The 21469-nt window shown below is 44.8% G+C and carries 22 protein-coding genes; 4 read left to right on the forward strand and 18 right to left on the reverse strand.

Annotated features, from left to right (window positions below):
* Window positions 1–40: 40 nt before the first annotated feature.
* The 3 genes from spoIIP to trhO (ACXQIQ_RS03380) form a co-directional block, all read right to left on the reverse strand.
* Window positions 41–1225: a stage II sporulation protein P gene (gene spoIIP, locus ACXQIQ_RS03370; RefSeq protein WP_439300145.1), complete on the reverse strand. Its 1185-nt coding sequence runs from the start codon at window positions 1223–1225 to the stop codon at window positions 41–43.
* Between the two features lie 121 nt (window positions 1226–1346).
* Window positions 1347–1730, reverse strand: coding sequence for a sporulation phosphorelay system protein KapB (gene kapB / locus ACXQIQ_RS03375; protein WP_439300144.1), 384 nt, complete (start codon window positions 1728–1730; stop codon window positions 1347–1349).
* Between the two features lie 14 nt (window positions 1731–1744).
* Window positions 1745–2644, reverse strand: a complete 900-nt coding sequence (gene trhO / locus ACXQIQ_RS03380; RefSeq protein ID WP_439300143.1) for an oxygen-dependent tRNA uridine(34) hydroxylase TrhO — start codon at window positions 2642–2644, stop codon at window positions 1745–1747.
* A gap of 113 nt (window positions 2645–2757) precedes the next feature.
* Here trhO (ACXQIQ_RS03380) and ACXQIQ_RS03385 point away from each other — a divergent pair, with 113 nt between their 5' ends.
* A complete protein-coding gene (locus ACXQIQ_RS03385) occupies window positions 2758–3288 on the forward strand; it encodes a D-glycero-alpha-D-manno-heptose-1,7-bisphosphate 7-phosphatase (protein WP_439300142.1) in 531 nt (176 codons plus the stop codon).
* A 32-nt stretch (window positions 3289–3320) separates the two neighbouring features.
* Here the strand turns inward: ACXQIQ_RS03385 and sleB are convergent, their stop codons facing one another.
* The 9 genes from sleB to ACXQIQ_RS03430 form a co-directional block, all read right to left on the reverse strand.
* The gene (sleB, locus tag ACXQIQ_RS03390; RefSeq protein WP_439300141.1) at window positions 3321–3974 is read right to left on the reverse strand and encodes a spore cortex-lytic enzyme; all 654 of its coding nucleotides are present in this window, start codon (window positions 3972–3974) and stop codon (window positions 3321–3323) included.
* 167 nt (window positions 3975–4141) lie between these two features.
* Window positions 4142–4330 (reverse strand): glutaredoxin family protein, encoded by a 189-nt coding sequence (locus ACXQIQ_RS03395; protein WP_439300140.1) that lies wholly within the window; start codon window positions 4328–4330, stop codon window positions 4142–4144.
* Between the two features lie 120 nt (window positions 4331–4450).
* Entirely contained in the window at window positions 4451–5227 is a 777-nt protein-coding gene (locus tag ACXQIQ_RS03400) for an ABC transporter permease (RefSeq protein WP_439300139.1), read from the reverse strand.
* Window positions 5224–6132, reverse strand: a complete 909-nt coding sequence (locus tag ACXQIQ_RS03405; RefSeq protein ID WP_439300138.1) for an ABC transporter ATP-binding protein — start codon at window positions 6130–6132, stop codon at window positions 5224–5226. Before ACXQIQ_RS03405 ends, ACXQIQ_RS03400 begins: the two co-directional genes overlap by 4 nt.
* Before the next feature lie 2 nt (window positions 6133–6134).
* The gene (locus ACXQIQ_RS03410) at window positions 6135–6332 is read right to left on the reverse strand and encodes a PLD nuclease N-terminal domain-containing protein (RefSeq protein ID WP_439300137.1); all 198 of its coding nucleotides are present in this window, start codon (window positions 6330–6332) and stop codon (window positions 6135–6137) included.
* 203 nt (window positions 6333–6535) lie between these two features.
* Window positions 6536–7450 (reverse strand): oxygen-dependent tRNA uridine(34) hydroxylase TrhO, encoded by a 915-nt coding sequence (gene trhO, locus ACXQIQ_RS03415; protein ID WP_439300136.1) that lies wholly within the window; start codon window positions 7448–7450, stop codon window positions 6536–6538.
* Between the two features lie 120 nt (window positions 7451–7570).
* Window positions 7571–8605 (reverse strand): threonine aldolase family protein, encoded by a 1035-nt coding sequence (locus tag ACXQIQ_RS03420; protein ID WP_439300135.1) that lies wholly within the window; start codon window positions 8603–8605, stop codon window positions 7571–7573.
* A 136-nt stretch (window positions 8606–8741) separates the two neighbouring features.
* On the reverse strand, window positions 8742–10055 hold the full coding sequence (locus ACXQIQ_RS03425) for an MDR family MFS transporter (protein WP_439300134.1): 1314 nt from the start codon (window positions 10053–10055) through the stop codon (window positions 8742–8744).
* A 342-nt stretch (window positions 10056–10397) separates the two neighbouring features.
* On the reverse strand, window positions 10398–11174 hold the full coding sequence (locus ACXQIQ_RS03430) for a class I SAM-dependent methyltransferase (protein WP_439300133.1): 777 nt from the start codon (window positions 11172–11174) through the stop codon (window positions 10398–10400).
* Window positions 11175–11311: 137 nt separating this feature from the next.
* On the opposite strand from ACXQIQ_RS03430, the gene ACXQIQ_RS03435 reads away from it, so the two are divergent.
* Entirely contained in the window at window positions 11312–11506 is a 195-nt protein-coding gene (locus ACXQIQ_RS03435; protein ID WP_439301943.1) for a YjcZ family sporulation protein, read from the forward strand.
* A gap of 203 nt (window positions 11507–11709) precedes the next feature.
* The gene (locus ACXQIQ_RS03440) at window positions 11710–13881 is read left to right on the forward strand and encodes an MMPL family transporter (RefSeq protein WP_439300132.1); all 2172 of its coding nucleotides are present in this window, start codon (window positions 11710–11712) and stop codon (window positions 13879–13881) included.
* Between the two features lie 41 nt (window positions 13882–13922).
* Here the strand turns inward: ACXQIQ_RS03440 and ACXQIQ_RS03445 are convergent, their stop codons facing one another.
* The 4 genes from ACXQIQ_RS03445 to ACXQIQ_RS03460 all read right to left on the reverse strand — a co-directional run bounded on the left by ACXQIQ_RS03445 (window position 13923) and on the right by ACXQIQ_RS03460 (window position 17407).
* Entirely contained in the window at window positions 13923–14705 is a 783-nt protein-coding gene (locus ACXQIQ_RS03445) for an ABC transporter permease (RefSeq protein WP_439300131.1), read from the reverse strand.
* Complete coding sequence (locus ACXQIQ_RS03450; RefSeq protein WP_439300130.1) at window positions 14702–15670, reverse strand: ATP-binding cassette domain-containing protein; 969 nt, start codon at window positions 15668–15670, stop codon at window positions 14702–14704. The genes ACXQIQ_RS03445 and ACXQIQ_RS03450 overlap by 4 nt, the downstream gene beginning before the upstream one ends.
* A gap of 97 nt (window positions 15671–15767) precedes the next feature.
* Window positions 15768–16202, reverse strand: coding sequence for a BrxA/BrxB family bacilliredoxin (locus ACXQIQ_RS03455; protein WP_439300129.1), 435 nt, complete (start codon window positions 16200–16202; stop codon window positions 15768–15770).
* 74 nt (window positions 16203–16276) lie between these two features.
* The gene (locus tag ACXQIQ_RS03460; RefSeq protein WP_439300128.1) at window positions 16277–17407 is read right to left on the reverse strand and encodes a conserved virulence factor C family protein; all 1131 of its coding nucleotides are present in this window, start codon (window positions 17405–17407) and stop codon (window positions 16277–16279) included.
* A gap of 213 nt (window positions 17408–17620) precedes the next feature.
* On the opposite strand from ACXQIQ_RS03460, the gene ACXQIQ_RS03465 reads away from it, so the two are divergent.
* On the forward strand, window positions 17621–17764 hold the full coding sequence (locus ACXQIQ_RS03465; protein ID WP_458025830.1) for a hypothetical protein: 144 nt from the start codon (window positions 17621–17623) through the stop codon (window positions 17762–17764).
* 64 nt (window positions 17765–17828) lie between these two features.
* On the opposite strand, the gene ACXQIQ_RS03470 is transcribed toward ACXQIQ_RS03465, so the two are convergent.
* Both ACXQIQ_RS03470 and ACXQIQ_RS03475 read right to left on the reverse strand, forming a co-directional pair.
* Complete coding sequence (locus tag ACXQIQ_RS03470) at window positions 17829–18371, reverse strand: SWIM zinc finger family protein (RefSeq protein ID WP_439300126.1); 543 nt, start codon at window positions 18369–18371, stop codon at window positions 17829–17831.
* Window positions 18368–21394, reverse strand: a complete 3027-nt coding sequence (locus ACXQIQ_RS03475) for a DEAD/DEAH box helicase (protein WP_439300125.1) — start codon at window positions 21392–21394, stop codon at window positions 18368–18370. The genes ACXQIQ_RS03470 and ACXQIQ_RS03475 overlap by 4 nt, the downstream gene beginning before the upstream one ends.
* Window positions 21395–21469 lie beyond the last annotated feature (75 nt).

Below are 21469 nucleotides of genomic sequence, written 5' to 3' on the forward strand. Positions count from 1 at the left end.
TAATGTGAAGATTTACTCCACTTACATAATTCGTTACAAATCAGTTACCTCCTGCATTCACTTTCTCATCTTTCCAATAATATTCAGCAAACACTTCTGCGAAAGCTTCCATTGAGCGTTGAATTTCTTCGAGGTTATTGTCCACACCGCCGACCTCCATTAGAGCTGCACGATCTGAGAGGTCTTGATTATAAAGTCCGTTGTTCCCTGCAATCTTTGGTTTTACAAGAATCCCGCGGCTGAGTCCGGGATACTTCTCCTCGAGCAATTTGTGGAGTTCACTTGCAAGTTGTTCGTTCTTTTCATAATCAGGATTCGCTTTACCTATGACAAACATGAGTTTTGCGTACGTTTTACCATTAATCGTAGCCGTTGTTTTATCTCTTCTGAGAGAATCTCGATGCAGATCGAAACTGAAATCAATGTTGTTGTTAACTGATACAGCTTCCTTCACAATCTCTCTGGACAATTGATAAGCATTTCCATGCTCCCATCCCCGACTTTTCAACATTTCTCCAGTATTTGTCCGATCTTGTTGGGAACCAATTCCCCTCTTCTCCAGTTCGCTGGCTAGCATTTCCCCTACTCGAACCATGTTCGCTTTCGGATTAGAACTGTTGGCATCATTCGGTACTTTCGCATCTTTCAACAATGGAAGAAAGGACTCATAGGAATGCGACTGATAGATATAAACGACTTTTCGCCCACCTGTCGTCATGTTCGGTTCGGGTGTGTCTTTTGAACCTTCTACATTCAGTTTTTCTTCTGCAACTTCACGTTCTTTCAAGAGGACATCCAAAGGCGGAGCGGATTCAATTGGCAACGTCGTATAATCCGTTCCTTCTCCGGCGACAAGAATTTCTGTATCAAAGATCGCGAATCCAGGTAGTTCCCGACCAAGTAAAGAGCGAATATCGCCTGGTTTGATATTCGTCGCTAACTCGAACGAGAGGCTTTGAATGGAAGGGGGTTCATATGAATTCGGAAGCCCTTGCTGGAAATAGGGATTCACAGTGCCCATGAACGTCACCAACTGTTCAGTGGAAAAGATATTGAGCGTGCCTTTCAAGGAACTGGATTGAAATCTTTTCTCGAAAAAGGAGGATGCTAATATGGAAACAGTGATGAACAGGATCAACACAATGACAGCATAAATCCCTGCTCGCTTGACGAACGTTTCGTTATTCGACTTTTTCAGATTGTAGATGAGTCGATTGTGTTTCATGCGCTCTCATTCCTTTCAACCAGCTTTATACTCTATGAATATGTACAAGCCAATCGAAATAGAAGTAGATTTGATAGAAAAGAAAACCCGCATCAATCAACGATTGACGCGGGTTAATGAATTATTTCTGATAATCTTTTGATAGAATCTCGAGCTTTTGATAGGATGCTTTAGCATATTCGCTTTCCTCATCCTTCAGTTGATCCATCTGTTTATGAAGAGCTTCCATCAAGGACTCATCATACCCCGGAATCTCTCCTTCATACGGTTTAATGCTTGAAAGTGGAACGAGTGCTTTTTCCGTATACGCCAGGGCTTTCCGCTCATGGAAAAGCTGAACGTCCACCTGATTCGGTGAATGGAGGTCCCCTTGTTTCGGATGGACGATGACCGCCAAAACCTTCACGACGGCTTTTTGTAGTTTCGGCTTGAAATCAATGACCTCACCGATGTATCGACCTGTTTTGTAAGTGGCCGTCACTTTATCTCCAATTTCGATTGACATGTACTTCACCTCAATTATTTGGATGCTGTGAAAGCTTCTTTACATTCATTTGAACAGCAGCTTTCATATTCTTCTTTACAATTCTCGCATGTGATGTGGAGCTTGTCACACTCATCAATTGGACAATTCACGAATTGTTCAGCTTGCGTTCCGCAATGATGGCATTTGCCGACGATTTTCTGATCGTCCGTTTGATTGATATCCGTTGTCATCCGCTCATCAAACACGAAACACTTCCCATCAAAGTGGGCACCTTTCGTCTCTGGGTCTTGGCCGTATTTGATGATGCCACCATGCAGTTGATTGACATTTTCGAATCCTTCTCGAACAAGGTATCCGGAAAACTTTTCACACCGAATTCCGCCGGTACAATACGTTAAAATCTTTTTGTCCTTCTTGTCTGCTAGATTCTTTTGAATCCATTCCGGCAAATCCCTGAATGCTTTGATATCCGGTCGGATAGCATTTCTGAAATGGCCGATATCATACTCATAGTCGTTCCGCGCATCCAGTACGATGACGTCTTCATCTTCCAACGCTTCCTTCCATTCTTTCGGGGAAAGGTGTCTTCCTGTCACCTCGTTCGGGTCAAGGTCATCATCCAGTCTCAATGAAACGATTTCATCTCTTGCTTTGACCGAAATCCGATTGAATGCGTGCGCGTCAGATGCTTCGCGTTTGAATTCCATATCTTCAAATCGCGGGTCTGCGTGCAGAGCTTTCATGTACGCTTCAGTTTGTTCCAAAGTTCCGGATACGGTTCCGTTGATCCCTTCCCTCGCTACGAGTACACGACCGAAAACGCCAAGTTCCTTGCAGAATTTCAGGTGCTTTCGTGCAAAATACTCAGGATCTTCAATATCTACATATTTATAAAACAGCAAAATCTCATAGTTGTTTGTCTCTTCTATCATTCTGATCACCTTTTTGTATTGTTTTCCACCGTTTATCTTACCAAAAAACGCTTCATAGTTCACATGTTATTGTATCTTATGGGAATCATGTATGTATCAGGAGGTCGAATGTTATGCAGAAAGCGGTGTTCTTGGACCGGGATGGCGTCATCAACGACAACAAACGACCGGTGAATCGTCCAGAGGAATTGATATTATACCCGAAGGCTGGTGAAGCGATACGACTGTTGAATGAAGCCGGCTACAGAGTGTTCGTCGTGACCAATCAGGGCGGTGTCGGGCTAGGATATTTGTCTGAACAAGACTTGAAAGAAATCCATGCCAAAATGGAAGAAGACCTAAAGACGGCTGGTACTGGTGTTCACGAAATTCGGGCGTGCACGCACAAGCCACATGAAGGATGCGTATGCCGCAAACCAGATGCAGGGATGATTCTGGAGTTGGCTGAGAAACATAGCATCGATCTTCACCACAGCTATATGGTCGGAGATCGTATCACGGATATTCAAGCAGGAGAAAAAGCGGGAACGCAAACCATTTTTATCGGTGATGAAGATGTAGAAGCTGATTTCATTACTGACTCTCTTTATGAAGCAGTCCAATGGATATTAGAACGTGATGAACATGGTTGTACGATAGAATAAGAAAGAGGCAGCCTTTCGCTGCCTCTTGTTGGTTACTTCGCAAAGATATGCTTTCCGATTTGGGTAATTTGGGTTCTTGACCAGATCCAATCGGATGTCGCAGTGTTCGGATTGAAGTAGAATGTCGCACCTTTAGATGGATCCCAACCTTGGATCGCATGATAAACAGCGCGATAAGCATCCTTATCAGGAGACATGTTGTATTGTCCGTCCGCTACTGCAGTAAATGCGAGACTCTCGAACAGGACATCCTCTACTTCATTTGGAAACTTAGATGAGTCAACACGGTTCAAGATAACGGAAGCGACCGCTACCTTCCCTTTATAAGGTTCACCACGAGCTTCCCCGTGGACCATTTGTGCCATCATCTGAATTTCTTCCTCACTGAATGTTGTGTTGTATATTGTTGAAAACGTTTGGTGTCCAGCAATGCCATCAACTTTCAGTCCATGCTTACGTTGAAATTGGACCACCGCGTTTTTGGTTTGCTGTCCATATACGCCATCTATTTTTGCTTCATAAAAACCTAGCTGTTGGAGACGGTGTTGTAAGTTCCAGACTTGACCATACTTGTCACCGACCTGAACCGTCTTCGTGTGAGCTGAAGCTTGTTCAGTCGGGATGGTTACAACCGTACCGATCGTCAGTGTAACAGCCAGGAGTAGTTTTCCTATATTTTTGAACATATGGGTTGCACCTCCTAGTCAAACACTACTTTTATATTGTAAAAGGAGCCTAACTTCTGTCTCAATAGGAGGTTAGCGGAAATAGATGAAGGTTTTTCCAGCGTGTTGTAGTCTACATAATATTGTTATGGTTGCATATGAAAAAGACAGCTAGGATAGCTGTCTTTTTACGCGAGGTTCAATAGTTTTGTCAGTTGATCTGGATCAAATCCTGTAATCACTTGATCACCGATGATGATTGTCGGTGTTGACATGGAATCGTATTTCTCAATCATTTCGTCTCTTGCTTCTGCATTTTCAGCCACATTGTACTGTGTGAACTCAACATTATGCTGTGAAAGAAACTCTTTCACCATATGACAAGGTGGTCAGGAAGGCTGCGAATAAACGATTACGTTTGGTTGTGTCATTGTACATTCACTCCTTTACTTTTAAGGTACCAAAGTTGGAGGAAAATAATCAAAGAGTTTGCTTCATCAAGCCAATTCTTTGTTTTTCAATGTAAAAATGGAAGCAACCAACAGCATGATGACCAATACCAGCGTTACGCCAGCCGTCCCCCATAGCTCTGTCGGGATCACTCCGGTGTTCAACGTATCCATGATGTATTCTGATAAACGGTTCGGGCTCCATACAAGATATTTATTGAATATGTTTGTCAGGATGCTTGATGCGATTATGGTGATGAACGTCAAAAATGCTACAACGCCTGAATTTTTGACGAGCGTATTCATGAAAACGGAAATGCTCACCACGAGGATCAACCACAAGCTGTAGAACAGCAATGTATGCATGAATTGGCTGAACGAGAGTTCTCCGAACAATACGCTTGTATAATACCAGCTCATCAACACGCCACATGCCAGTGATACCCATACGAGTAACACCGTTGCAGCCCATTTAGCGGTGATGTACGTACTGTATTTGACCGGTTTCACAAGGATCAACTCTGCAACTCCGCTACGCCGTTCACGAGCGATCATACCCATTGTCATCAAAACGATGATCAAAACACCGAGCTGGCTGAACTGGCTAAGACTTGCCATCAAGATGTCTTCCGCCAGGAATTCGGGGAGGTTGATGGTTGCGCCGTCCGGCATACCCCCAACAGCATCAAGGATTTTCGGCAAATAATATGTACTGATTGGATCCATAACACCAAGCAAAACGAAGACGATCGGTACCCAAATCCACTTGAAGTTACGCCATAATTCAAGATTTTCTCTCTTGAAAACCGCTGCCCACTGCCTCATTTCTGCACCACCTTCATGAACATATCCTCAAGCGTTGTTTTTCCGACTTCGAATTTTGTCAGCGGCCATTTGTTAAATTGAACTGCATCTAAAATTTCTTCACGGCCTTGATTCATATTTTGAACGAACACATGAATAGAGTCTTTATTCATTTCCACTCGCTCGACTGATGGAAGCTGGCTGATTAGATTCTGATAATCAGCGGTTTCATTCGCAAAACAAATATCGATTTTCTCCACTTGATGTCTGTTACGTACTTCGCGGATCGGACCTGATTCTAGAATCTCACCGTGATGCATGACAAGCAGCTCATTACAAATTTCCTCCGCATCGTTCAGGATATGGGTCGAAAACAGCAATGTCGTATGTTCTTTTAAGCTGTCCATCAGTGTGAGGACCTCCCTACGCCCGATTGGATCAAGAGCTGAAACAGGCTCATCCAGTAGGAGTAGTTTCGGGCTATGTATGAGCGCTTGAGCGATACCAAGTCGTTGTTTCATTCCACCCGAATATTTTCTGATCCTCTGACCGGACGCATCGATAATACCCACTAGTTTCAACAGCTCATCTGCACGAGTGGACGCTTCCTTTTTCGTTAAATTAGCGAGCTGCCCGACATAGACGAGAAACTCTTTTCCAGTCATCCAATCATGGAAAGCGGGATATTGCGGAAGATAACCGATATGCTGGCGGATGTCCTTCGATTCCTTCAACTCTTCGAATTGAATTGAACCAGAGGTAGACCGGATCAAACCAGAGAGCATTCGGAGTGTCGTCGTTTTCCCCGCTCCATTCGGTCCCAGTAGTGCAACACACTTTCCTGGCTCAAGGTCGAAACTGACATTCTTGACGACATGCTTCCCATCGAACTGTTTATTGAGACGATTCACGTTAATCATGGACATCGTTATTGCTTCCTTCCAAAAATGAAATATAAAATCGGTCCGAACAAGTTTACCAATAAAATTATCAAAACCCACATCCAACGTGGACCATTCGTCTCTTTGTGGCGGATTAGATCCACTAAAGCGACAACAATCAAAATCAATTGAATGATGATGATCGGAATGACCAAATCCCAGCGGATCATCTGTAACTCTTCCATCGTGATATCCCCCTTTTTCTCAAACCTACATTACTATATACGATTATGTAGTAAAGAAGATTCAAATGGTAGTAAAAAATGATGACAGTGCCAGGTACCGCTCACAAACGTAGTGATATCAACGGTTGCCGAGCGGTACCTGGGACGACTGAAGCATTAGAAAAGCACTGCCACGGATGGCAGTGCTTCTTAGTTCGTTTGATTTATGCTTCTTGAGTTTCTTGTGCTTTGTTATAACGGTTGCGTGGGTGTTCACGGCACTCGTCTGAGCAAGAGCGCATATGCTCTTCTTCACACTCAGGACATGCTACGTGCTGTAGGTTACACTCTGGGTTCGCACAATTAACGTAGCGATCCTCTGGCTTACCACAATAATAACATTTCCCGACAACCTTTTCCTCCACCTGGTTGATTGGCACTGAAATTCTTTCATCGAAAACGTAACATTTTCCGTCGTAAAGTTGACCCTGCGTTTTCGGGTTCTTGCTGTAGTTGATAATACCACCGTGTAACTGGTTTACGTCTTCAAATCCTTCTTCTTTTAAGAATCCTGAGAATTTCTCACAACGGATTCCGCCTGTGCAATATGTGAGGATCTTTTTGCCTTCGAATTTTTCACGATTTTCTTTGATCCAATCCGGTAATTCACGGAATGTTTGGATGTCCGGACGAATCGCTCCTCTGAAGTGTCCGATGTCATATTCGTAGTCATTACGAGCGTCGATGATGATCACATCATCCAGTTTCATCGCTTCGTAAAACTCTTCAGGAGACAAGTGCTTTCCTGTCGTGACATTCGGGTTGATTTCTTTCAGGACACCAGAGTTTACAAGTTCCGGACGATAGCGGACGTGCATCTTTTTGAACGCATGTCCATCTGCTTCATCTATTTTAAACTCAGTATCTTTAAAACGTTCATCGCTTGTTAGAGCTTCGATGTATGCATCCGTTTTTTCAACGGGACCTGAAAGTGTACCATTGATCCCTTCATCAGCTACCAAGATACGGCCTTTCAAACCGAGCTCTTTACACATTTTCAAATGTTCATCTTTAAACTGTTCTCCGTTCTCAATCGGAACGTACTTGTAATAAAGTAAAACACGATATGGTTTTGTCATGTTGAATCACCTATTTCATTAGTATTGTATTGCAGGTACAACACCAGTTACGACATAATATATTAGCAAAAAGAACCTGCATTTGGCAAGTTCTTTTTGACTAATTTCAATTTTTGTCCATTATTTTTGCACAGGCTGTAAAAGTTGATGGAACACTCGAAGCGTTTGTTTGATATCGCGATCAGTGATGTGATGGTGTGTCGTCAAGCGGATTGTGGTAGGTCCGAATGGAACCGCTAGTATACCTTGAGCCTTCAAGTCCTCTAGCAATTGTCCAACCGATTTTCCCGTATTTTCAATGTCAGCAACGACAATATTCGTATCCACTTGGTTGACGATCTCCAACTCTTCGATCGCTTTCAGCCCTTCCGCAAGATTCCTCGCTCGAACATGATCTTCCTTAAGTCGATCTGCCATCTTCGTTATAGCAATCATACCAGGTGCCGCCAAAACACCGACTTGTCGGAGTCCACCTCCAAGACGTTTTCTCCATTTTCGTGCTCGTTGTATGAATGCATTGCTGCCTGCGATGATGGACCCAGCTGGTGCACCGAGTCCTTTGGAAAGGCAGATCTGTACTGTCGTCGTGTGTTCCGTGAATGCAGAAACAGGTAACTCCAATTCCGCAGCGGCATTGAACAATCGAGCTCCATCGAGGTGGACTGGAATCTTGTGTTCCTGTGCGACTTGATGAACTTCTCTCATGTTCTCGATCGGTACAATTGCACCACCTGCGCGATTGTGCGTGTTTTCTATACAGATCAATCCCGTTTCAGGAAAATGGATATCGTCACCGCGCACCGCATTTTTCAATAGGTCTGGTCGGATTTTACCCCGTTCGCCTTTGATTGTTCTAGTCTGAACGCCTGCAAATGCTGATATCGCTCCACCTTCATAGTAAAAAATGTGAGCATCCTCCTCGAGCAATACCTCGTTCCCAGGCTGACAATGAGTAAGTACGGCAATCTGGTTCCCTTGCGTGCCACTCGTCACGAATAATGCTGCTTCTTTTCCAAGGATTTCAGTCGCTTTCTCTTCAAGACGTTGGACAGTCGGGTCTTCTCCGTATACGTCATCGCCAACTTCTGCTTCATACATCGCTCTTCGCATTTCTTCTGTCGGTTTTGTTATCGTGTCACTTCGTAAATCAATCATGAATGACCGCTCCTTTTCAAACTTTTAGAAAGTAGATGATGTCGTTAGAGCATTTCTAATATCATTTCGCCATCGATTAAGAAACCCCTACTCCAAAATGGGAGTAAGGGTCGGTTAGTGTTCATTTTAACATAGCTTATTGGTTTACAGTCGAAACATTTCCCTGAGTGACGGAAGACTCTGCACTCGGGCGGTCATCTACCCAACGATCAAGTGAAAGATAGATGATTCCTGCAATGATACAGCCGATACCCAGGATCGTGTAAAGGATGTTTCCAAGTCCCAGATCAAGCAAGTAACCTCCGAGCAATGGACCGGTTACACCACCAAGAATCCATTGAAGACCTGCAGCCCCCATATAGGTTCCTCGTAAGTGTTCCGGTGCAAGATTGGCTACGAATGTCATTTGTACAGGTGACATGAGCATCTCACCTAATGTGTAAATGCCATAAATCGCAAGGAATATGAGCATGATCGCCCAGTAACTTGTTCCGATGGCAGTGAACGCTTGTGGAAGCCAACCGACTGCGAGAAGTCCGAATCCAAACAAGATACAGCCATAAAGCATCACTTTTCCGATTGCCCGGTTCCCTGCCCATCGTGAGATCGGAAACTGGAACAAGACGACGAGCAATCCGTTGAACGCAAGCATGTAAGTGAACGGATTCTGTGCATCTGTCAAGTTCGGCAACGTTTGATCGAAGTGGAGCGGCAGCATCCCTTCCGTTTGCGTGAACGACATCGAAATGACGACTCCAGTGATGATGAAGATGAACAATAACTTGTCTCGTAAAATCACTTGGAATGGGCTCGGAAGATCTTGCTTCTCTTCTTTCTGAGAAGCTTCCTCAAGAGTTTCTTTTTTCTCAGATTTCGGTAAGCTTTCCCGGATCCAGATCAAGACGATGAGCGCATAGAAGAACATGCTCACCGCAGAAACCATAAAAATGACCTGCTTCGAGAAAAGCACGACCGAAGCACCGATTAAAGGTCCGATGGCAGCACCGATGTTGTGCCCCATCCTTAAAAGGCCGAATGCTTCTGTCCGTTTATCCGGCTCCGTCACATCCGCAACCATTGCAGAGGCAGCAGGATGGAACAACGAATTGAAAAATCCTAAAAACAACGATAAGATAACGAACGCCCAAAACCCGTCAAACCAGACGAATCCAAGCATCACGACTGCATTTCCTGCCATTGAGCCAACCATCAACGGCTTCCGGCCGTAAATGTCTGCGAGACGACCACCGATCATCGTCCCGAAGACGGATGCTAATGGTGAGACACCCATGACAATGCCGACTTCCCAAATATGATCGACCCGGTCTTTCAAATATAAGGCCAAGAAAGGAAGCAACATCATGAATGCAATTCCATTGATGGACTCTCCGATGAAACGGATCCAGACATTCCGGTCCATTTCTTTGTAAGCTCTCCATGTTTCTTTCATTTTTTCTACCAACTTTCTGCATGTGCGTTAGTACGAGGAAGACTACATTTGATCATTGAATCATTGGTATCATAAAACTTGGCGAACAAAAAAAGCCATGGGATAGAAAACACCCATAGCTTCACACGTATACAAAACACCCGTTCAAAACAAAGTTCGTGTTACGTCGCCAAGTGGTATCTACCTGAAATTCGGTCCATATGTAGTTGAACGATGAATTGCTGTTGCTGCTGTACGAATTTCATCAATACCACTCCTTCCAAAATTTTGTACTCTACAAACCAAGTATAAAGAACCCTTCTCTAAAAGTAAACGGTTTCTGAACAAGTGCCTACTCATTGCTTATTTAACTTTAATGTGGCCGAAGTGAAAGGCAGAGGTCTTTCGAATTTCGACATCGAAACCGAATTGGGCGAATCGGTTGCTCTTATAATGATCTTTCAACACGACACGCTCTCGAGCGACCCGCTTTGCCTCTTCGATGATTTCTTCAGAAATCGGTTCGTACACTGCAAAGTCCTTCAGCGGTGCAATGCCATCTGAAGTGACGATCGTTTCCTCGAACATCGGATCGAAATAGACGACATCAAAACTATCTGTTTGACATTGCCGCAAATAATCCAGATGATCCCCCTCCTTCACCTCAACACGACGCATCGCTTCATAAATCAGAGGATTTTCATCTTCATAGACTTTCAGGCCAAGTGTTGTAAGTAAAGCAATCGTCGAACTCCCTTCAATACCGACGACTTTACCATTCTTTCCGACTACAAAGCTCGCAACGATACTGTCCGAAGCCCACCCCAATGTACAATCTAAAATGGACATCCCTTCTCTCAATCGAGCATTTCGTACAAGAGGGTCGTCCTCTCCTCTCATCAATCGTTTGATTCTGAAAAGCGAGGAATTCGGATGGAAGAATACAGGACTGGAAGACCCTTTCGGATAAAAGAGAAATCTTTCTCTTCGCACGACAATGATTCCGTCTTCCACGAGGTCCATCATTTTATCAATCGAGCGATCCTGCCGATCCACATACGGTATCCCTAGCTCGTTACCGACTTCTTTTGCCCGATGTTTCAATTCGATTTTCGCTTTTCCACCAGTCGTAATGATCATTTCTAAACACCTCGAAAAAATAGGTTTGTACACAAAAATTCCACTAGTGTCCCCGTTGCATATAAGGCAATTGTACATATTTTGTAGTAAGACAGAACAGATTATATCAAATTTGGAGGGGAAGTCTGTTGGAAAAGATGAAAAAATATATGCCTAAGAAAAAGGAAATGGACTACGGATATGATCATTGTTATCCGATGCACCATGGTTATGGATACGATGGATACTGCGATGGATATGGTCATGGATTCACGATCATCGTCGTTTTATTCATTCTCTTGATCATCGTCGGTTGCGCCTGTGCCGGTGGGGGAAAAGGTAAAGACCACTAATCGCTGATTCAAGTGAATTCGCTCAATGCCTACTAAAGTGTAAACTACTCCAGTGTGTTTTTTTGCATGTCAAAAACAGCCAAACTCATTAGATCTGATTGTAAGATATCACAATCGGATCTTTTTTTATGCAGAATTATCCATACATTCCCATCATCAAGTGTATAATATCCACATATCATCTGTTTGATTTGGAGGAAATCATGAGAAATTCATTTTTACATACGTACAGTACCCTTTTGTTCCGTTTCAAGAAAACCATCATCTTTCTATGGTGTATCCTTGCGATTGCACTCGGGCTGTTCGCCTGGAAAATGCCTTCAATTCTTGAAGGCAGTGGTTTCGAAACCAAAGGCTCTTTCAATGAGACTCAAAAGATCCTTAAAGAAGATTTCAATCAACCGAAATCGTCCATGACGATCGTCATAGAGTCAGAAAGCTATAAGGCTGATTCAGATGAATTCAAGAATTACGTGCGAGATACAATCGAAGACTTAGAGGGAGTGGATCATCTTTCAAGCATCACCTCCCCCAACCAAAACACAAAAATGGCCAAAGACAATATCGCTTACATTCTTCTCGGATTTGATAAAAGTTTTACCGAACTGAAAGATTCCATTGAACAGATCCGAGAGAACCTGGAAGACACTGAGGATTTCAATGCGAGTCTGACAGGCGGCGCGGTCATTTCTGAAGACATGAACAAAGCTAGTCAAGAAGATTTGAAGCGAGCTGAAGCCATTGGTATCCCTGCTGCGCTCATCATCCTTCTTTTCGCATTCGGTGGCGTTGTGGCAGCATTCATTCCACTACTCATCGGCGTCGTAAGTGTCGTCAGTTCTCTCGGGATCCTTTATTTCATCGGACAGGAGCTTGATTTGTCCATTTTCCTGTTGAACGTCGTCCCGATGATCGGTCTTGCACTTGGAATCGATTTCGCATTACTCCTTGTTAATCGGTTCCGTGAAGAGATCGATAAGAGATCCATCGAGCAAGCGATTGACGTTTCAATCCAAACTGCCGGCAGGTCGATCGCCTTTTCCGGGCTCTGCGTGTTCCTAGGACTCTCTTCCATGCTGTTCATCGACATCGATATTTTCCAAACGGTGGCGATCGGGGGGATGGTCGTCGTCATCTTATCGGTGATCTGTGCCCTTACATTCCTCCCTGCAGTTTTAGGGATACTGGGACACAAAATCAATAAATGGAAAGTTTTAAAAGCAAAAGAAAAGAAAGTGAGCAACTGGTATCGATTCGCCCAATTCGTCATGAAGCGTCCGGTTTCCATGTTCCTGATTGCACTCGTCATTCTCATCACGGCGATCCTGCCCCTAGGCAACTTGAACTTGACCATTCCGGAAGCCGAAGCCTTACCGAAGTCATACGAATCGAGACAGGCGTTCGAGACGTTCAAAGACACGTTCGGTGAACAAGAGTTGTATCCTGTCACGATGATTGTTGATGGTGGAGAAGAGCTCCTCGACTCGAAGGAAACGTTGGATGATCTGGAAGATCTGCAAAACGAACTGAAAGATGAACCCATCGTAGATCGAGTCGAATCCGTCTTCTCAACAACAGGTGTACCACCCGAACAACTCCATTCCATGGTGGAATCCGAAACACTTCCTTCCGGTCTGAATAAAGCGGTTGAGTCGTATGTTCAAGAGGATAAGTCCATCTTCCGAGTCTATCTGAACGTGGATACGACATCCAGCCAAGCGAAAGACTGGGTTCGAGAGTGGAACGGGACTTATGAGGAATATGAACTGATTCTGGGAGGAAACAGTAAATTCACCCAGGAGATTTTCGATGAAATCTATGAAAAAGCACCATATGCCGTGGCTTTCGTTCTCCTTACCACCTATATCATATTGTTGATTGCGTTCCGTTCACTATTCATACCGTTAAAAGCCATCGTGATGAATGTGATCAGCTTGAGTGCAACATTCGGCATCGTCGTATGGATTTTCCAGGAAGGGCATTTCGTCGACCCTGTTAATGGCATCGGTCTGATGATTCCAGTATTCACGTTCGGTATCGTATTTGGACTCAGCATGGATTACGAGGTCTTCCTCATTTCCCGCATCCAAGAATATTACGAGGAAACGAAGGACAATGACTATGCGACCTTGATGGGCTTGACATCAACGAGTAAAATCATCACATCCGCTGCGTTGATTATGATCGTTGTGACAGGCGCGTTTGCGTTTACCGGCGTTGTGCCCGTCAAACAAATGGGGGTATCGATCGCGCTCGCAATCTTCCTCGACGCAACACTCGTCCGGATGGTCCTCGTTCCTTCCCTTATGAAGCTGATGGGCCACTGGAATTGGTGGATGCCGAAGCTCAGGAAACAGCGACAACCGAATCATTGACTTAAAAAAGGACCCAAGCACTGGGTCCTTTTTCTATCGTTTTATCCGCGACTGACCGCTTTCTTCGCGTTCAATGCAGCAAAACTGATTGTGATTACACAAATGATTACGATCGCTGTCAAACCTTTCACAAGTTCTTCCCACACCCAACCGTCGATCAACACCGCACGCATGCTCTCAAATATGTACGTCGTCGGGTTGATGACTGCTGCTACTCTCAGCCATTGCGCTTCAATCAGCTCATACGGAACGAACGTGGTACTCAAAAAAATGAGAGGGAAAAAGATGAGCGTACCGGCCTGTGCAGCCTGTGCATTCTTCGTCCGTAAAGCGACGCCAGCAGAATAGCCTGCAAATGCAAGCCCCCATCCGATTGCGATGAGTATGACCACAAGCATCCCACCGACACCGGTTGCCACTTCCAAGCCTAACAGAAGTCCTACGACAAGGATTAGTATCGTCTGGACACAGAGCTGGAGCATTCCGGCGATAATCGGACCTAGAACAATCGCCAGCCGTGAAGACGGCGTCAACAACAGCTTGGAGAAATATCCATTTTCCAGGTCTCGAACGAGGGATTGCCCCGCTCCACCAGCCCCACCGATGGCAGCAGAAACGATCGATACCGGTAAAATGAATGCCAAATAGTTGGCTCCCTCGAATTCCGGTAGCTCAGAAATGCCACTTAATCCGCCCTCATACACGAATAGGAAAAACAAACTGATCATCAAGTTCGGAATGAAGGTGAAAGGGTTACGGAGCGTGACTAACACGCTTCTTTTGGTATGTAGATACGTCTCGACGAAAAACGAAGCTTTGCTCATGCCTGCTCCACACTCCTTTGTGACTTTTTCAAACGCTCACCCGTAACGTTCAGAAACACATCATCCAATGTCGGAGGCGAGACGTTCAGTTTTACCAATGGGATGTGGGATTCATCGAGTTGTCGGATCATCTCTGGCAATTGTGCCGTACCGTTTTCAATGTAAATTTGCAGTTGCTCCTTCAAGTCGATGACATTCTCGGATTTGTTTGTGAACAGTTCCTTCGCGCTCAGTGCGTCATCCCGCGATTCAAACTGTAACGTGACGAGATCCACACCGATCGAGCTTTTCAATTCCTCTGCGGTTCCCGTTGCGACGATGGTTCCCTTGTCTATGATACTGATCCGATCCGCCAATTGGTCCGCTTCTTCCAGGTATTGTGTCGTTAAAAAGATCGTCGTACCGAGCTCTTTATTGAGATGCCGGATTTCTTCCCATACCGCTTTTCGGTTCATCGGATCAAGTCCAGTCGTCGGTTCATCGAGAAAAAGCACCTTCGGGCTATGTACGAGAGCGAGCGCCAAATCAAGTCGACGCCTCATACCACCGGAATAGTTGCCACACTGACGATCCGCATCACTAGTCAAATCTACAAGTTCAAGCAGCTCGTTTGCCCGCTCTTTCGCTTGCGAACCATTCAAACCGAACAACCTCGACTGGAGGATGAGAAGCTCTCTGCCTGTCAAGTTCGGGTCCACACCCGTTTCTTGCAGTGCAACTCCGATGTTTTGGCGAATTTTTTCGGGTTCTTTTTCCGTATCATAACCTGCAACGGTGATGGATCCTGCTGTAGGAGTCAATAACGTGGTCAGCATTTGGACGGTCGTCGATTTCCCAGCTCCATTCGGTCCGAGAAAAGCGAAAAACTCCCCTTCGTCTACTTCAAAGGTCACATCCTTCACTGCTTGTACATTCCCCTTGAACGTTTTCGCAAGATTTTCAACACGGATGATTGGTGAAGTCATTGCCATCACTCCTTTTTGTAATAAGAAGAAAAAACCCTATCAAATCAAAATTTGATAGGGTCTGCATCGTTGTCATCCTGTTTTTTGTATGCCCTTTTTATTTGCAGTGGGTTTCAAATGCGTTCGTCAGGTTCTGGACGATATCTTCCGGATCATGGTCTTCAATTTCTTCTCTTGGTACGAAGTGGACCAATTCTTTACCTTTCAACAGTGCGATTGAAGGAGAAGATGGTTCAACATCCAAGAAATAAGAACGCATGACTGAAGTTGCGACTTTATCTTGGCCGGCAAATACAGTTACAAGGTGGTCTGGTGCGTTTTCAAGTTGAGCTGCTGTACGTACGGCAGGACGTGCTAGACCTGCAGCGCAACCACAAACAGAGTTGATCATCACGAGTGTCGTACCTTCAGCGTTTTCCATATATTCATCGACTTCTTCAGGTGTGCGAAGCTCTTTGAAACCTGCTTCTGTCAATTCATCTCTCATTGGTTGTACAAGTTGTCTCATATATTCTTCATATGCCATGGACATGGAACATACCTCCATTATTCTTTGTCTTTCATTAACTTTATCATGAGGTCATTGAAACATCAATTGACTTTCCGTTACTTGCCTTTTTGAATCGTTTCCGTCATCTGTTTCCATACGGAACCTTTCGCTTCTTCCCCGCCTTCAATCCGTTCTAAAGCCATATTCACTTGCATCGCCACTTCGAATTCAGGGTCGTCTTTCGCTGCTTTCAATGCTGGAATCGCTGACTCGTCTCCAACTTCATATAAAAACATCGCTGCACGCCAGCGGACGAGTTTGTTCTTGTCCTTCAACGAATCGATCATCACTGGAATTGCCTCTTTAAATCCGAGGTCCGACATGCAATCTCCGGCCGTTCGACGGACTGTCACACTTTTATCCTGGAGTGCTTTCGTCATGTATGGAAGCACTTCTTGGTCTTCAATCATACCTAGGTAAACGGTTGCCAGACGACGAATAGATGTTTTCTCATCATCCAACGCTTTTTCCAGTACAGGAAGATCCATTTTCGTCGGTTCCATCTGTTCGAGCGCTGCGTAACGATCTTTCCAATCAGGCTGTTCCATCATATCCATCGTCACTTTGTACGCTTGTTTTCGCTTAGAGATGTCAGCCGTATTTTGTTCAAATGCCTGCTCCTTCAAGGCAGATAGACGTGCGTCATCATAAGCGGCACTGATTTCTTCTGCCACTTCTTTACCGACCTCATCCATGTCACCGTAACGTGGACTTTGCTCGATCCATTGACGCTCCATCACAACATTGTCTGAAGCACTTTGAGCCGCCATGACGGTTTCCATGAATCGGTCTGGTAAACCGACTCGCTCTTCCGTTTCACCTTTGATCAGTTTGATTTGCATCGGAATACGACGGAACTTTTGGATGAACACTTTGATCTCTTCAAAATCTTCATCCTTTTCCTCTTGCTCCGCCTCTACCTCAGCTGTTTCATCTCCCATCACTTGACGGGCTTTCGGCAGAATCACTTTCCAATCGTGCTTCGCATTCCGTTCGAGCGCGATGAAATCAGCAACATAGTAAAGTCCTTTCACACCTTCGATGCTTAACAATGCATTCAACGGTGCGGGTGCTTCATCTATCTGGTCTGCTTTGAAATTCATGTTTTTCCCGCTCGGTAAGGCTTCATCTACAATCAACTTCATTGTATTCGGACTTGGTGTCGGTTCGATACCGCGCAGTTTCATAATACAAAAACCCCTTTCTGAAACGTTCCTTGCCTCTACTCAAAATATAACATACGTATGAAGAAATCTCATATCGTTCGGCTCGCAGAGAATTGTCTTTCATTGTCATATGTTTGTAACTTTTGTAGTTTTATGTTAAAAATGTTCATTTTTCTGAAAAACGGGTATATAAAAGTATAGGTTTCATCCATTCATTATTTTAAAGGAGAGGATATGATGAAGAAGCTCCCAGTCGAAGGCAGAGTCATCCGCATTACAGAAGACCGAATCGTCACTGTACAAGGACAACAAGTCATCACCTATAATCGAGCTTATTATGAGATTGTCCCTCCAACCTATCAGGATCAACCTGCATAAGCACTCATACTTAATCAACAGCATACGCAAGTCAAAAGGGTTGACCTGATGCAGGTCAACCCTCTTACTGTCTTTTCTTCAATTCGTCCATCACCGATACAACACGAGCATGGACCGTTTCAATGTAATCCTTGTTTGGTATGTTTCGGCTTCCTCTATACGAATGGAGCTCTAAAATTGAACTCGTTTGTGCTGCCACTTTTTGTTGCAGTTCGTTCAATGGTTCTTCGATTTGTGCCGATCGTTCCATTCTAACCCTGTCTTCTGTATCTTTCTGTTCCGTAGACAGTTCATTCAGTATGAAAAACATCGTCGCACAAACGCCATGTTTACAGATCGGCTTCTCATCAGGACAGGAGCATACCACCTCATAATCGTTCAAAATCGGTATACCGTCTTCCAGCCTGTAGTATCCTCGAACTTCATACGGATCATGCTGCCCTTCAATCTGGCACTCGAAATGATTCGGAAACACCTGAAAGCCATGGACACGATGATCGTTGTAAAGGTTCATTCCTTTTTGGAACCTGGTATAGTCCACACGTTCTGAAAACTGATTCAACCATTGTTGGAGTTTCGTTTCCGACTTTCGCCCTTTTTTCGTCATGAGTGCAGCACCTTCTCCCGTAACCGAATCAGCTCAATCAATTCTTTATCGCTCATTTCCGTCACCCATTGATCTTCATGACTGACGATTTGTGAGGTGAGATGGGACTTCCGATCAATCAATTTATCGATTCCTTCTTCAAGCGTCCCTTTCGTAATCATTTTATACACGCTCACGTTTTGCTCCTGACCGATCCGGTATGCACGGTCCGTTGCCTGGTTTTCAACCGCAGGATTCCACCAACGGTCGAGATGGATGACATGATTGGCTTCGGTCAGATTCAATCCGACTCCACCCGCTTTAATTGACAAGATGAATACGCATTTCTTCGATTCCGTTTCCCGGAATTGCTTCAGCATCTGTTCACGCTTCTGCGACGGAATGCCTCCATGTAAAAAGAACACCTTCATTTCAGTGGTTTCCTTTTCCAACAATCCCTTCAGTAAATCACCCATTTTGACATATTGAGTGAAGACGAGGGCTTTTTCCCCTTCCTTCACCTTACTGTCTAAAATTTGCAGAAACTCGGTGATCTTCCCGGAGTGAGAAGCAATCGGTTCATCCCACGTCAACAAGGATGGATGGTTACAAACCTGCTTCAATTTCGTGATGCCACCGAGTATCGTGCCTCGTCTTTCCATTCCAGTCGTAGACTGAAGCTTTTCTCGGATCTGATCGACGACCATCTGATAAAGGGAGGCTTGCTCCTTCGTCAGCTGACAATGGATTTTCGTCTCCGTTTTTTCCGGCAACTCTTCGACAATGGACGTCTGTTGCTTGGATCGCCGCAATAAGAACGGCTGTATCAAGCGTTTCAATACTTCGACCCGTTCTTTTTTACCTTCCTTTTCAATCGGACGGATGAACTGTTGGCTGAAGGAACTCCGGTTGCCAAGGTAACCGGGATTCAAGAAATCCGAAATCGACCAAAGCTCCTCCAAGCGGTTTTCCATGGGCGTTCCGGTCAGAGCAATCCGGTGAACTGATTTTAACGAACGGACCAGACGACTTTGTTTCGTAGTCGGGTTCTTGATCATTTGCGCCTCATCTAGGATGACCGCATTCCACTCCTCGTTTTCAAATAGATGTTGATCCCGTAAAAGCAGCGCGTAGCTCGTAATGAGTACATCTTCACCTTTAAGTTCATGTTGGAAGGTGGGCACATCTTTAGCCCGGTCCGCTCCATGATGCACTTTTGAATTCAATGATGGGGCGAAGCGTTCTAATTCCCGTTTCCAATTGCCAAGAACCGATGTCGGGCAAATGATCAGATGAGGCTTCGCTTCCCGCTTGATATCCAACAAATACGTGATTGCCTGGATCGTTTTCCCGAGCCCCATGTCGTCTGCAAGGCAAACACCGATCCTTTTGTCCCGATGCGAACGCATCCATTGAAAGCCTTTTTTCTGATAAGGACGGAGCACACCTCGGAAACTTTCTGGAATCTCATATTGTTCTTCGGTTGGTGTTAGGAAATACTTCAGATAGTCTTGCACTTCACGGTCCATGTGGAGATCGATGTCCGAATCGAAATCCTGATTTTTGGCGTTCACACCAACTAATGTCGCAAACGATGCTTTACTCCGGATGATCGGATCTAGCTCACCGATTTCCTCGAAAATCTCTTCAATTTTCGATTGCGGCAGCATGATCCATTTACCGTCTTTTTCAATGATGTATTGCTGTCGGTAGACGAGTCGTTTGAACTCTTCGACTGACAGCTCGATATCACCGATCGCAATCTGCCAGTTGAAGTTCAATAAACTGCTCAATCCGACCCCTTCTCCATGGTCGTTTTTCACGTTCAGAGAGACCGATACATCCTCTCGATCCATCGATTCGAGCGTCAAGCCAGCCGGGAACGTCAATTGGATGTCCATCGACTTCAGTACACTCAAGTTTTCATGGAGCGTACGCATCGTATCGAGCGAAATTTCTGCCGTCCCGGATTGTCGAAGTTTCCGTTGGGACTGATAGAGCGCATCATCCATCTGAACGAGGTAATTGATGCGGTCATCTACCCAGTTTTTAATATATGAACGGACGATCCGCTGATCATCCATCGGTAGTCTCAATGATTCCCCTTCTTGTTCACCTGTGATGTAGATCTGCACGCCCCAATGTCTCATCTCTTCGTCATCCATAGGGAAGCAGTTGATGTCCATCGATCCGACGGTAAAACCTGTCTGGATGAACGGCTGCTTGAAGTTGACTAGCCCTTTTTCCAATGTACGGAAGGAATCTGTGCTGATTGGCGCATGCCACTTCCGCACTTCACGAATCAGGATGTGCAATTGTTGAAGCTCCGACTTCTGATCGACGATATGGAAAAAGCTCGCATTTGAAGTTAGAAGCGCTTTTTCCCATCGGACCATGATATCTGAATGTTCCACAGTTAAGCCTTCCAAATCGATTTCAGGTCCAGAGGTGAGATGGACTTTGATGATCTGGTCCGCCCAGATGTCGATCATCAGATTTTGCCACTCGCGGATTGGGAACGTTGAAAGATGCTCAAATGAGAAGATAAGTGGTGAGGCGGATTTCAACCAATCGGAAAGCGCTTGACCTTCGAGTACGGTTCTCGCAATCATCCACTGCGCATAGGCATAATGCCGCTTCTCTTTCGTGATTTCATAGATTGTCGGGAAGTATTGTCCGCCCCGTATGAGTGTTTCAAGACTTCTCGCGACTGTCTCCCAATACACGAAACTTTCACCGAAATAAAAGGAGCCCTTTGTCGTATGTGCGACTGGCTGCTGTAAAAAGAGGTACACCCGCCACATGTCGACGAGCAGTCCTTCCACTTCGTAATGCTTTTCATCCCAATCTACGATGAGCGTTTTGCTCTCTTCTTTTTCACTTGTGAAAACATGCGAAATCCCCGATTCCCCAAGCAGCCAGTGCAACCTGGACTTGCTGATGGAAATCGGTTCGCCATTCGGGCGTGTGACCCATATGAGAAACTTCCCGCGTTCGTCGAGGGAAGGTATGAATGTCATTTGTAAGTGATAGTATGTAATCATCGCCTAACTCCTATTGGAACGAATTTATCCCATAAAGACCATTTTATCACAAAAAAGCACTCCATAAAAACTTCC

It is taken from the genome of Pseudalkalibacillus sp. Hm43, assembly GCF_054170705.1.

Coding starts and splice junctions, on each gene's coding strand:
- ACXQIQ_RS03455 (WP_439300129.1), bottom strand. CDS start 16,202: ATGTCCATGGCATATGAAGAATATATGAGACAACTTGTACAACCAATG.
- spoIIP (WP_439300145.1), bottom strand. CDS start 1,225: ATGAAACACAATCGACTCATCTACAATCTGAAAAAGTCGAATAACGAA.
- ACXQIQ_RS03430 (WP_439300133.1), bottom strand. CDS start 11,174: ATGATCATTACGACTGGTGGAAAAGCGAAAATCGAATTGAAACATCGG.
- ACXQIQ_RS03465 (WP_458025830.1), top strand. CDS start 17,621: ATGATGAAGAAGCTCCCAGTCGAAGGCAGAGTCATCCGCATTACAGAA.
- ACXQIQ_RS03445 (WP_439300131.1), bottom strand. CDS start 14,705: ATGAGCAAAGCTTCGTTTTTCGTCGAGACGTATCTACATACCAAAAGA.
- ACXQIQ_RS03425 (WP_439300134.1), bottom strand. CDS start 10,055: ATGAAAGAAACATGGAGAGCTTACAAAGAAATGGACCGGAATGTCTGG.
- ACXQIQ_RS03450 (WP_439300130.1), bottom strand. CDS start 15,670: ATGACTTCACCAATCATCCGTGTTGAAAATCTTGCGAAAACGTTCAAG.
- ACXQIQ_RS03405 (WP_439300138.1), bottom strand. CDS start 6,132: ATGTCCATGATTAACGTGAATCGTCTCAATAAACAGTTCGATGGGAAG.
- ACXQIQ_RS03435 (WP_439301943.1), top strand. CDS start 11,312: ATGAAAAAATATATGCCTAAGAAAAAGGAAATGGACTACGGATATGAT.
- sleB (WP_439300141.1), bottom strand. CDS start 3,974: ATGTTCAAAAATATAGGAAAACTACTCCTGGCTGTTACACTGACGATC.
- ACXQIQ_RS03410 (WP_439300137.1), bottom strand. CDS start 6,332: ATGGAAGAGTTACAGATGATCCGCTGGGATTTGGTCATTCCGATCATC.
- trhO (WP_439300143.1), bottom strand. CDS start 2,644: ATGATAGAAGAGACAAACAACTATGAGATTTTGCTGTTTTATAAATAT.
- kapB (WP_439300144.1), bottom strand. CDS start 1,730: ATGTCAATCGAAATTGGAGATAAAGTGACGGCCACTTACAAAACAGGT.
- ACXQIQ_RS03400 (WP_439300139.1), bottom strand. CDS start 5,227: ATGAGGCAGTGGGCAGCGGTTTTCAAGAGAGAAAATCTTGAATTATGG.
- ACXQIQ_RS03395 (WP_439300140.1), bottom strand. CDS start 4,330: ATGGTGAAAGAGTTTCTTTCACAGCATAATGTTGAGTTCACACAGTAC.
- ACXQIQ_RS03420 (WP_439300135.1), bottom strand. CDS start 8,605: ATGATTGATTTACGAAGTGACACGATAACAAAACCGACAGAAGAAATG.
- ACXQIQ_RS03470 (WP_439300126.1), bottom strand. CDS start 18,371: ATGACGAAAAAAGGGCGAAAGTCGGAAACGAAACTCCAACAATGGTTG.
- ACXQIQ_RS03385 (WP_439300142.1), top strand. CDS start 2,758: ATGCAGAAAGCGGTGTTCTTGGACCGGGATGGCGTCATCAACGACAAC.
- trhO (WP_439300136.1), bottom strand. CDS start 7,450: ATGACAAAACCATATCGTGTTTTACTTTATTACAAGTACGTTCCGATT.
- ACXQIQ_RS03460 (WP_439300128.1), bottom strand. CDS start 17,407: ATGAAACTGCGCGGTATCGAACCGACACCAAGTCCGAATACAATGAAG.
- ACXQIQ_RS03440 (WP_439300132.1), top strand. CDS start 11,710: ATGAGAAATTCATTTTTACATACGTACAGTACCCTTTTGTTCCGTTTC.
- ACXQIQ_RS03475 (WP_439300125.1), bottom strand. CDS start 21,394: ATGATTACATACTATCACTTACAAATGACATTCATACCTTCCCTCGAC.